The following is an 11,256-nucleotide window of genomic DNA, read 5'->3' on the forward strand; positions in this document are numbered from 1 at the left end:
GCGAGGGCGGGACGGCACACGGCCGCCCCGCCCCCGCCGGAGTCAGCGCAGCCCGTACGCGTCGAGCACGGTCTGGTCGACGGTGTTGCCGGCGGCGTCGCGGGCGTGTGCCCGCAGCGACACCGTGCCGTGCCCGGCCGGCACCACGGCGGTGAACCCGGTCCCCGAGCCGCGCACCGGCACCGCCCGCCAGCTCCGCCCGCCGTCGAACGACACCTCCACCCGCAGGTGGGTACCGGTCGGCGCGGGTACGCCCGACGGCTGGCGCAGGGTCAGCCCCATCTGGTGCGCCCGGTCACCGGCCACCTCGCCGCGCAGGTCGGCCGGGACCCGGTAGTCCACCTGCAGCAGCGGCAGCGGCTGCGCCGCGTCCCCGGCCGGTCGGGCCGAGGCGAACTGCCAGGCCGTCTCGGTACGCGTGGCGTACCGCCACTCGTCGGAGGACCGCTGCGTCGTCAGGTCCAGCCGGTAGCGGGCCGGGCCGGGGGTGGTGGGCACCGGCGCCCAGCCCTCGGACAGGTCCGCGATCTGCTGGCCGTCACGGCTGACCCGGACCTCGACGGTGTCCGCCTCCTCGGCGCGGCCGGCCACGCCGTGGTTGCCGTCGGCGTCGACGAACTCGGCCACCCGCAGGTCGAGCGTGTCCCCGGTGCGCGTCGGCACCGGCGCTCCGCCGGCCGCCGGCACCGCCGGCCGCACGACCGGGGCGAACCAGGTCTCGACGTCCCGGTCGGCGGCGGCGTAGCGCCGGGGTGCCCGGGCCATACCGTGATCCAGCTTGCCCCAGCTCATCCCCATGATCCGGTGCAGCATCCGGTGCTGCCACCAGGAGTCACCGGCGCTGACGAACTCCTGCCGGGTGGTGCCGGTCCGCACCAGCCGCTGGTCGTCGTTCCAGGAGTACGTCTGCCACGGCCGCCACCCGAACCGCTGCTCGCTGGCCCACTCGGCGCCGCCCATGTCGCCGTAGCGGGCGCTCACCTCGGCGGTGTTCCGCGCCGTCACGGTGTGCAGGATCCGCTCCGGCACCCGCCCCTCCGACACCTGCCACACGTCGTACAGGTAGGGGCTGTCCACGGTCAGCTTCAGGTCCAGCGTCGTCCGGCCGGCCCGCGCCGCCGCGATCATCCGCTGCCCGTCGTCGTACGCCACGGCGAGCGCCGGAACGGGCAGCCGGTCCCCCAGTGGCGACCACACCGTCCACGCGCTCTGGTCGGCCGGACGGACGACGAGCACCGCCGCCGCTCCGGCCGCCGCGGCCGCCGCCACCTGGTCCTGCTCGGCGACGTCCGAGGTGGTGAGCAGCGCCGCGGCGCCCCGCACCCCGGCCAGCTCGGCCGGGGTTCCGGTGCCGGCGAAGACCAGCGGCAGCTTCCGCCGGTCGGCCGGCGCGGGCGACTGGCCCATCAGGTTGATGTCCAGCGGACCGGACACGCCGTCGACCTGGGCGTCCACCATCGGCGCGACCAGTTGCCAGCGGGAGGCGAACTCGAATGTGCCGCGGCTCACCGGGCGGGTCGGCGTGACGTTGACCTGCTGCACCGCGCTGAAGGTCATCACACCGTGGTCGACCTGACGGCCGTTGCCGAACACCCGGTGCAGGTAGAAGCTGATCGCCGCGCGCTGCTCGGTCGGCTTCGGCGTCTCGATCCGGACCGGCGTGCCCTTGCGGGGGTCCAGCGCCACGGTCATGTCCCGGTCGATCATGAGTTCCGGGTCGGTGACCAGGGTGACCTGCTCGTCCAGCGGGCCGCCGTGCTCGATCAGCCCGTGGAGCAGGTACGGGCCCTCCTCGACCTGGACCTGCACGCCGTCGCCGGCGAGCCAGAGCAGGTGGTCGGACCCGGGCTGCTCGCCGAAGAGCGTCGCGAACGGCGCCACGCCGGGCTGTCCCGCCATGTCCAGCGCCTTCAGGGTGACGGTGTGCACCGGACCGCTCAGGGTCAGCGCGACGGCGGTCCGCACCGCGACACCGTCCGCGCCGGTGGCGACCAGCCACCCGCCGTGCGGACCCCGGTCCAGCTTCGCCGGGTCGGCGCGCAGCGGCACGGCCACGCTGCCGCCGGCCGGCACGGTCACCTCGCCGCCGTCGACGGCGACCCCGTCCGGCTCGGCCGCGTCGCTGTCGAGGTTGCGCAGCTCCAGGGCCAGCCGCAGGGTCTGCGGGGCCGCGGTGCCGTTGGTGTACGTCACGGTCCGCTCGACCGCCGCGCCACCGGTGGTCACCCGGCCGAAGTCGGCGGTGGCCGACCCGTACACCCGCTGGCCGAGCGCCCGGGACACGTCGACCCGGCCGCCTCCCTGCTCGAAGACGGTCAGCTCGGGGTTCGCCCGCGTGGTGCTGACCAGGGCGTCCTTGAGCTGCCCGGCGGTCCAGTCGGGGTGTTCCTGGGCGAGGATCGCCGCCGCGCCGGCGACGTGCGGCGTGGCCATCGAGGTTCCGGACGCCCGGGTGTACGCGTCACCCACCGGCGTACCCATGCTCGTGCCCGCGGCGCGGGCGGCGACGATGCCGACGCCCGGCGCGGTGATCTCCGGCTTCAGGCCGTTGTCGCCGATCCGCGGACCACGGCTGGAGAAGTCCGCCAGGTTCTCGTCACGGTCCACCGCGCCGACGGTCAGCGCCGCGTCGGCCGCACCCGGCGCGCCGACCGTACGCGGTGCGCCCTCGTTGCCGGCGGCGACGACGAACAGGGCGCCGGTGGAGGCGGTGAGGTCGTTGACCGCCTGGCTCATCGGGTCGGTGCCGTCGGTCGGGGTGCCGCCGAGGCTCATGTTGACGACCGTCGCGCCGGAGCGGGCGGCCCACTCCATGCCCGCGATGATCGACGAGCTGTAACCGGAGCCGTAGTCGTCGAGCACCTTGCCGACGAGCAGCTGAGCGCCGGGCGCGACGCCCTTGCGCAGCCCGTCCGAGGCGGCGCCGCTGCCGGCGATGGTGGCCGCCACATGGGTGCCGTGGCCGTGGCCGTCCCGCGCGCTGCCGCTGCCGGAGAAGTCCTGCGCCTCGGCGATCCGACCGGCCAGGTCGGGGTGGTCGGCGTCGACGCCGGTGTCGAGCACCGCGACGCGGACGCCGCTGCCGTCCCGGCCCGCCGCCCAGGCCGCCGGGGCACCGATCTGGGCCACGCTGTGCTCCAGCGCCGGGCGGACCCGGGCGTCCAGCCACACCCGCGCGACGCCGGCGCCGAGGCGGCCCGACGACCCGGCGGTCGTACGCGCCTGCGGCGTGCCGCGCAGCGTCGTCCAGAAGTCGCCGAGGTCGTCCTTGCCGACCCGCAGCGCCGCGCCGTTGATGCTCTCCAACGGCCGGGCGTCCGTGGCCCCGGTGAGCGGCCGGACCCGGCCGGCGGCCGGTTCCTGGTAGCGCACGATCAGCGGCAGCGCGCCCTGCGCGGCGTCGCCGTACCCGTCGGCGACCAGCTCCTGCACGTCGAACAGGTTGCCGTCCAGCACCCCGGCGGAGACGTACGGCACGACGTCGCTGGGCACCACCCGAAGCCCACCGTCGGCCTGCAGGGTGTGGAAGGTGATCCGGTCGCGGCCGGGGCCGGGACGGACCGTGGCGGCGACCCGGCCGGACGCGGCCGGGACCAGCTCGACCTGGTCGCCGGTGATCAGGGTGACGCGGACGGGCGCGGTGCCGGGGGTGGGCGTGCCCGGACTCGGGCCGGTGGGCCGGGCGGGCGGGTCGGCGGACGCCGGTACGGCGAGCCCGACCACCAACGCGCCGACCGCGCCGGCGGTGAGCCAGCGTGGGGGCCAGTGCATGCGATGCGCTCCTCTACTCCAGGGGGCCGGTCTCGTGTGGAGATCGACCGCTCGGAGTCTGCGACGGAGCTCACGGGCGGGTCACTAGGTGCGGCACGCCGCACCGGCGACATGTCGCCAGGTGGACACGGCACCGCGCCGGCGGGACCGCCGGCTGTCCGGTGGGTTGCGCGGCGGGGTCAGCGGCGGCTGCCGCGCCAGCCCTGCACCGGAAGGTCGAACTTCGCCACCAGCCGGTCGGTGAACGGACGGTCGCGCAGCCGCACGATGCGCACCGGCAGCGCCCCGCGGCGCACCGTGACCCGCGCCCCCGGCGGCAGGTCGTACACGCGGCGTCCGTCGCAGCACAGCACCGCGAGGGTGGTGAACGGGTCGACGGTGATGGAGAACGTGGACGTCGGCGCCGTCACCAGCGGCCGGCTGAACAGCGCGTGGGCGCTGATCGGCACCAGCAGCAACGCCTCCACCTCCGGCCAGACCACCGGGCCGCCGCCGGAGAACGCGTACGCCGTCGAACCGGTCGGGGTCGCGCACACCACACCGTCGCAGCCGTACCGGGACAGCGGGCGGCCGTCGACGTCGACCAGGAGCTCGAGCATCTGCGCCCGCTCCCCCTTCTCGACGCTGATCTCGTTGAGCGCCCAGGACTCGATGGTCGGCCCGCCGTCGAACTCGGCGGTCACGTCGAGGGTGAGCCGCTCGTCCACCGTGTAGTTGCGGCCCACCACGTCACGGACGGCGGTGTCGAGGTCGTCGATCTCCGCCTCGGCGAGGAAGCCGACCTTGCCGAGGTTGATGCCGAGCAGCGGCGCCTTCGCCGGGCGGGCCAGCTCGGCGGCGCGCAGGAACGTGCCGTCGCCGCCGAGCGCGAACACGATCTCCGCGCCCTCCGCGGCCTCCGGCCCGGTCACCGGGACCACGCCCGGCAGGTCGAGGTCGTCGGCCTCCTCGGCCACGACCCGCACCTCGAACCCCGCCGCGATCAGGTCGGCGGCCACCGCCCGCGCGTGCTCGGTGCTGCGCCGGCGGCCGGTGTGCGTCACCAGCAGCGCGGTCCGGCTCACCGGGGCGTCCCGCCCGTCGCGACCGACCCGCGCGGCGTCCCCGCGCCGGCACGGCCCACCAGCTCGCTCACCCGGCCACCCCCTCCGTCGCCGCGTCCGGCAGGTCGCCGGACGGCGCCGGGCCCTGCGGCCCGGCCGTCACCACGGCACGCACCCGCTCCTCGTCGGCGGGCGGCGCGTCCCGGCGTAACCATACGAAGAACTCGACGTTGCCGCTCGGCCCCGGCAGCGGGCTCGCGGCCACGTCGGCGAGGCCCAGGCCGAGCTGCGCCGCGGCGGCGGCCACGTCCAGCACCGCCTCGGCCCGCAGCGCGGGATCCCGCACCACCCCGCCGGCGCCGACCCGCTCCTTGCCCACCTCGAACTGCGGCTTGACCATCAGGGCCAGGTCGCCGTCCGGCCGGGTGCAGGCAGTCAGCGCGGGCAGGACCAGCCGCAGCGAGATGAACGACAGGTCGGCGACGGTGAGATCGACCGGCCCGTCGATGACCTCCGGGGTCAGCGTACGGACGTTGGTCCGCTCGAAGACCCGTACCCGGGGATCGGTGCGCAGCGGCCACGCGAGCTGGCCGTAGCCGACGTCGACGGCGACGACCTCGGCCGCGTCGGCGCGCAGCAGCACGTCGGTGAAGCCGCCGGTGGACGCCCCCGCGTCCAGGCAGCGCCGGCCGGCGACGGTCAGCCCGCCGGGGGCGAACGCGGCCAGCGCGCCGGCGAGCTTGTGCCCGCCCCGGGAGACGTACTCCTCGGTCGGGTCGCTGCCGGTGACCAGCAGCGGGTCGGCGGGGTCGACCATCGCGGCGGCCTTGCGCGCCGGCACCCCCCGCAGCAGGACCCGGCCGGCCTCCACCAGCGCGGCGGCCTGCTCCCGGGACCGGGCCAGGCCGCGGCGGACGAGTTCGGCGTCCAACCGGTTACGACGTGCCATGGGTGGTTCTCGGCTCCTCAGGACTGGTCGATGGTGGCGAGGGTCTCCCGCAGGGTCTGGTAGGCGGCCTCGTACTGGGCGATCTGGTCCGCCGGGGCCAGCCCCGCCGCGTTGGCCATCGCCTGCACGGCGGCGTCGACGGCCGGGTGCCGTACCTCGTCGAGGTCCTCGTCGGCCCCGAACGGTGGCGGCCCGGCGCGGAACCCGGCGCCCGGCGGCCCGGGGCGGGCCGCGTCGGTCGGACCGGGTCGCCCGCCGGGAGGAGGTCCGGGTCGCGGACCCGGTCCGGGCCGCGGGCCGGTCACGACCCGCTCCGGTACGCAGTGCGACGGGTCACTCGGCACCGCCCGGCTGCCGCTTGCGGCCCGGCGCCTTCCTGGCCGGCCGAACCGGCTCCGCCGGCTGCGCGGTGGGGGTCACGTCGGCCGATCCGGCCGGGGTGACGTCGGCCGGTGGCTTGACGACGAGCGCCTTCTTCGCGACGACCTTCTTCGCCACCGCCTTCTTGGCGACGGCCTTCTTCGCGACGGCCTTCGTCGGGATCGGCGCGGGGCTCTCCGACGCACCGGGCGCGGTGGGGGCCGCGTCCGTGGTGGGTACGGCGGGCTCCGCCGCACCGGGCGACACGGAGGCGGCGGCGGTCGGGGTGGTCGGGGTCGGCCCGGCGGCGGACGGGGTGGCCGGCGCCACACCGAGGGTCCCCTTGGCCTCGCGCAGTTGCCGCTCCAACTCGTGGACGCGGCGGGTCAGCTCGGCCACCTCGTCGGCGGTCGCGAGCCCCACCGCGGCGAGCGCCCGGTCGACCTCGAAGCGCACCAGCTTGGTCAGCGCCTCACGGTTCGCGGCGCCGGTGGAGACCAACTCCTCGGCGAGCGCCTGGAGCTGACCGGCCGTGGCGCCGCCCTGGCCGACCACACGGCGTACCGCGTCCTGCGCCTTCTTCCGGGGCGCCTCCGTCAGGCCCATGGCCAGCTCGAGGTAGGCGCGCCACGCGTCCTGCATACCGGAGTCCTTCCGCGGGGCGGGGGTGTGTGGTCCTCACGCTACCGGGCACCCCAGACCACCCCGTGCGGTACGGTGCCGGGGACGGCGTGGCGAGCGGTTGAGGAGGCTCCGGGTGGCCAGCGTGGACGAGTGCCGGCAGGCGTTGCACGATCTCGCCGCGCGGCTGGACCGCAACGCGGAGACGGTGCGGGAGAAGATCGACCTGGACCGGACGCTGGCCTGCCGCATCACCGACCTCGACACGGCGTTCCACGGCCGGCTCACCGGCGGGCGCCTGGTCGACCTTGCCGACGGTGACGACCCGAAGGCCAAGATCGCGATGAGCACCAGCAGCGACGACCTGCTCGCCCTCGTCCGCGGTGAGCTGGACGTCACCAGGGCCGTCGCGTCCCGGCGCATCTCGATCAAGGCGAACCCGTTCGACCTGATGAAGCTGCGCAAGCTGCTCTGAGCGGACCGGTCCGGCGATCCGGACGGGTGCACCGGGTCAGGCCGTCAGGCCCAGCTCGGTCAGGGCCTGCGCGGCCTCCGTCGACGTGGCGTGCACCCGCAGCGGCTCCGGCACCGACCAGGCGGCGGCGCACAGTGCCGGCAACGCGTCCAGCGGGCGTCCGGCCCCGGCCAGCTCCACCCGCCCGTCGCGCGCCGTCGCGGACCAGCCGGCGGCGTCCGTCGGCCCCGGCACCCGCACCACGGCCGCCGGGTCGAACAGCCCCGCCAGGTCCTTCGCGACGTACGTGGGCCGACGCTCCGGCGGCGCGGCGAGCAGCTCGGCGACGTCGCTGACCCCGGTGAGGACGAACAGGCTGTCCAGCCCGGCGCGCCCGGCGCCCTCGATGTCGGTGTCCAGGCGGTCGCCGACGACCAACGTCCGGCCCGCACCGGCCCGCCGGGCCGCCGTCGCGAACAGCTCCGGCTCGGGCTTGCCGACGACCACGTCGGGGTCCCGTCCCAGGGCGGTCCGCAGCGCGGCGACGAGGGAACCGTTGCCGGGCAGCGGGCCACGACCGCTGGGCAGCGTCCGGTCGGTGTTGGTGGCGATCCAGGTGGCCCCACCGCGTACGGCCACCGACGCCTCGGCCAGGTCGACCCAGCCGACCTGCGGCCCGTACCCCTGCACGACCGCGACCGGCGCCTCGTCGGCCTTGGAGACCGGGGCGAGGCCGACGGCGCGGATCTCCGCCCGCAGCGCCTCCGCACCGACCACGAGCACCGCCGAGCCGGCGGGCAGTCGGTCGGCGAGCAGCTCGGCCGCGGCCGCCGCGGAGGTCAGCACCTCTTCCGGTCGAGCCGGCACGCCCATGCCGGTGAGCAGGTCGGCGACCTCGCTGGAACGGCGCGAGGCGTTGTTCGTCGCGTACGCCACCGCCCGCCCGTCGGCGTGCAGCCGTCCGACCGCCTCGACCGCGCCGGGGATCGGCCGGTCGATCAGGTAGATCACTCCGTCCAGGTCGAAGACGACCAGGGCGTACCCGTCGACCAGCCGCTCCCCGGCGTCGCTCGTCATCGCTGCCCGGCGTCCTTCCCGGGAGCTTCCGTCGCCGCGTCGCTCTCCTCCGCCAGCTCCCGCGCCTGCGCGTCGGTCAGCTCGTCGTCGGCCAGGTCGTCGGCGATCCCGTGCACGTCGGCGTCGGGCGACGCGTCCCCGGTCCGGTGCGACGCAGCCTCGTCGCCCTCGTCCTGGTCCTCGTCGTCCTCGTCCTCGTCGTCCTCGTCGAAGTCTTCGTCGTCCTCGTCCTCGAGGTCTTCGTCGTCTTCGTCGTCTTCGTCCGAGTCGTCGTCGCCGGTGAGGTCGGCGTCGGAGTGGGTCGGCACGGCGCCCGGCGTACCGGGGCCCGCGGCGATCTCCTCCGCCTCGTCCTCCTCGTCGCCCTCGATGACCACGCCGTCGAGCTCCAGCAGCCGCTCGGCGGCGTCGGTCTCGCCCTCCGTGTCCACGTCAGAGGCCCGGGAGAACCACTCGCGGGCCTCGTCTCGCCGGCCCACCGCGAGCAGCGCATCGGCGTACGCGTACCGCAACCGAGCCGTCCACGGCTCGGCGACGTCGGCGGTCAGGTCACGGACCTGGAGCATCGCCACCGCGGCGTCCTTCTGGCCGAGGTCGCCACGCGCACCGGCGGCCACGATCAGCAGCTCGTTGGCGACGGCGGGGTCCAGCTTGTCGCGGTCCGCGCCCCGGAACAGGTCGATCGCCCGCTCCGGGCGGCCCAGTGCCCGCTCGCAGTCCGCGAGGACGGCCAGGTGGCTCTGGAGCCCGCTCATCCGGTGGTACGTGCGCAGCTCGGCGATCGCCGTCTGCCACTCCCCCGCGTGGTACGCGGCCAGCCCGACGGCCTCCCGCACAGCAGCGATCCGGGACGCGAGCCGGCGGGCGGCCAGCGCGTGCGCCAGCGCCTCGGTCGGGTCCTCGTCGATCAGCTGACCCGTGGCGACCAGGTGCCGCGCGACCGTGTCGGCGACCGGCTTGGCCAGCGAGAGCAGCTCGGCACGGACGTCCTTGTCCAGGTCCGTCGGGGAGATGTCGTCGGAGAGCACCGGGGCCGAGGTGCCCTCGACGCCGGCCTCGGGCCGCTCGTCCCGACGATCCCCGCCGCGGTAACCACCCTCACGGCGGTCCCCACCGCGGAAGCCGCCTTCGCGGTCTCCACCGCGGAAGCCACCCTCACGACGGTCACCGCCACGGAAACCGCCCTCGCGGTCACCACCGCGGAAGCCACCCGGACGGTCGCCGCCCTCACGGCGATCGCCGCCACGGAAGCCACCCTCGCGCGGAGCGCCGGAACGGTAGCCGCCCTCACGCCGCTCACCGCCGCCGAAGCCACCCTCACGACGGTCACCGCCACGGAAACCGCCTTCGCGACGCTCACCGCCGCGGAAACCGCCACGGTCGCCGCCCTCACGGCGGTCACCGCCACGGAAGCCGCCCTCGCGGTCTCCACCGCGGAAGCCACCCGGACGGTCGCCACCCTCACGACGGTCACCGCCACGGAAGCCGCCCTCGCGGCGGTCGCCGCCACGGAAGCCGCCCTCGCGGTCACCACCGCGGAAGCCACCCGGACGGTCGCCGCCCTCGCGGCGGTCGCCGCCACGGAAGCCACCCTCGCGGTCACCACCGCGGAAGCCACCCGGACGGTCACCGCCCTCACGGCGATCGCCGCCACGGAAGCCGCCCTCACGACGGTCACCGCCACGGAAGCCACCCTCGCGGTCACCACCGCGGAAGCCACCCGGACGGTCACCGCCCTCACGGCGATCGCCGCCGCGGAAGCCGCCCTCACGACGGTCACCGCCGCGGAAGCCACCCGGACGGTCGCCACCCTCACGGCGATCGCCGCCGCGGAAGCCGCCCTCACGACGGTCACCGCCACGGAAGCCACCCTCGCGGTCACCACCGCGGAAGCCCGGACGGTCACCACCCTCACGGCGCTCACCGCCACGGAAGCCGCCCTCGCGGTCGCCGCCACGGAAGCCACCGGGACGGTCGCCGCCCTCACGACGGTCACCGCCACGGAAACCGCCCTCGCGGCGATCACCGCCACGGAAGCCACCCTCGCGGTCGCCGCCACGGAAGCCACCCGGACGGTCACCGCCCTCGCGACGGTCACCGCCGCGGAAACCGCCCTCGCGGTCACCACCGCGGAAGCCCGGACGGTCACCACCCTCACGGCGCTCACCGCCACGGAAGCCACCCTCGCGGTCGCCGCCACGGAAGCCACCGGGACGGTCGCCGCCCTCGCGACGGTCACCGCCACGGAAACCACCCTCGCGGTCACCACCACGGAAGCCCGGACGGTCACCACCCTCACGACGGTCGCCGCCACGGAAACCACCCTCGCGGTCGCCGCCACGGAAGCCACCCGGACGGTCGCCACCCTCACGGCGATCGCCACCACGGAAGCCACCCTCACGCGGAGGACCGGAACGGAAGCCGCCCTCACGACGGTCACCGCCACGGAAACCACCCTCGCGACGCTCACCGCCGCCGAAACCGCCACGGTCGCCGCCCTCACGACGGTCCCCACCGCGGAAGCCACCGGAACGCGAGTCACCGTCGCGGGGACCCGAACGGAAGCCGCCCTCACGACGGTCACCGCCACGGGATCCCTCGCGGTCACCGCCGCGGAAGCCGCCCTCGCGACGCTCACCACCCCGGTAGCCGCCCTCGCGGCCGCCGCGCTCGCCGGCGCCGTAGCCGCGCTGGCCACCCCGGTCGTCCCGGGAGGACGAGCGGTCGTCGCGGCGCGGGGCGCCCTCGCGTCCGCCGGATCGGTCTTCGTTACGACGCGGACGGTCTCCGCCCTGCGGTTCTGAACTCACAGGTACATCCTTCCTGATTGCGCCATCGAAGGCGCGACGCAGTCGAGGGCCGACCCTGCTGGGGCGGCCCTCGACTGGAAGATTGTCCGGCGGTGTCCTACTCTCCCACACCCTCCCGGGTGCAGTACCATCGGCGCTGGAGGGCTTAGCTTCCGGGTTCGGAATGTGACC

Annotated in this window: 9 protein-coding genes and 1 rRNA gene; 2 read left to right on the forward strand and 8 right to left on the reverse strand. The window is 75.7% G+C overall.

Going from position 1 to position 11,256, the window contains the following annotated elements; translation table 11 throughout:
- Window positions 1-42: 42 nt before the first annotated feature.
- The 5 genes from ACIBR0_RS26045 to ACIBR0_RS26065 form a co-directional block, all read right to left on the reverse strand.
- A complete protein-coding gene (locus ACIBR0_RS26045; RefSeq protein WP_396719922.1) occupies window positions 43-3,771 on the reverse strand; it encodes a S8 family peptidase in 3,729 nt (1,242 codons plus the stop codon).
- 179 nt (window positions 3,772-3,950) lie between these two features.
- Window positions 3,951-4,835 (reverse strand): NAD kinase, encoded by an 885-nt coding sequence (locus ACIBR0_RS26050; RefSeq protein ID WP_396719924.1) that lies wholly within the window; start codon window positions 4,833-4,835, stop codon window positions 3,951-3,953.
- Window positions 4,836-4,902: 67 nt separating this feature from the next.
- Entirely contained in the window at window positions 4,903-5,763 is an 861-nt protein-coding gene (locus ACIBR0_RS26055) for a TlyA family RNA methyltransferase (protein WP_396719926.1), read from the reverse strand.
- A 17-nt stretch (window positions 5,764-5,780) separates the two neighbouring features.
- Window positions 5,781-6,068 (reverse strand): hypothetical protein, encoded by a 288-nt coding sequence (locus tag ACIBR0_RS26060; RefSeq protein ID WP_396719928.1) that lies wholly within the window; start codon window positions 6,066-6,068, stop codon window positions 5,781-5,783.
- A 28-nt stretch (window positions 6,069-6,096) separates the two neighbouring features.
- Entirely contained in the window at window positions 6,097-6,765 is a 669-nt protein-coding gene (locus ACIBR0_RS26065; RefSeq protein WP_396719930.1) for a hypothetical protein, read from the reverse strand.
- Between the two features lie 115 nt (window positions 6,766-6,880).
- On the opposite strand from ACIBR0_RS26065, the gene ACIBR0_RS26070 reads away from it, so the two are divergent.
- Entirely contained in the window at window positions 6,881-7,219 is a 339-nt protein-coding gene (locus tag ACIBR0_RS26070) for an SCP2 sterol-binding domain-containing protein (RefSeq protein WP_396719932.1), read from the forward strand.
- Window positions 7,220-7,255: 36 nt separating this feature from the next.
- Here ACIBR0_RS26070 and ACIBR0_RS26075 read toward each other — a convergent pair whose 3' ends face one another.
- Together ACIBR0_RS26075 and ACIBR0_RS26080 are read right to left on the reverse strand one after the other, a co-directional pair.
- Entirely contained in the window at window positions 7,256-8,275 is a 1,020-nt protein-coding gene (locus tag ACIBR0_RS26075) for an HAD-IIA family hydrolase (protein ID WP_396719934.1), read from the reverse strand.
- Window positions 8,272-9,249 (reverse strand): tetratricopeptide repeat protein, encoded by a 978-nt coding sequence (locus tag ACIBR0_RS26080; RefSeq protein WP_396719944.1) that lies wholly within the window; start codon window positions 9,247-9,249, stop codon window positions 8,272-8,274. Before ACIBR0_RS26080 ends, ACIBR0_RS26075 begins: the two co-directional genes overlap by 4 nt.
- Between ACIBR0_RS26080 and ACIBR0_RS26085 the strand changes: the two genes are divergently transcribed.
- On the forward strand, window positions 9,205-11,079 hold the full coding sequence (locus ACIBR0_RS26085) for a hypothetical protein (protein WP_396719936.1): 1,875 nt from the start codon (window positions 9,205-9,207) through the stop codon (window positions 11,077-11,079). The genes ACIBR0_RS26080 and ACIBR0_RS26085 overlap by 45 nt on opposite strands.
- 90 nt (window positions 11,080-11,169) lie before the next feature.
- On the opposite strand, the gene rrf is transcribed toward ACIBR0_RS26085, so the two are convergent.
- A 5S ribosomal RNA gene (gene rrf, locus ACIBR0_RS26090) occupies window positions 11,170-11,256 on the reverse strand; the annotation flags it as partial.

The organism is Micromonospora sp. NPDC049497, assembly GCF_044465805.1.
In the GTDB taxonomy this organism is placed as follows: domain Bacteria; phylum Actinomycetota; class Actinomycetes; order Mycobacteriales; family Micromonosporaceae; genus Micromonospora.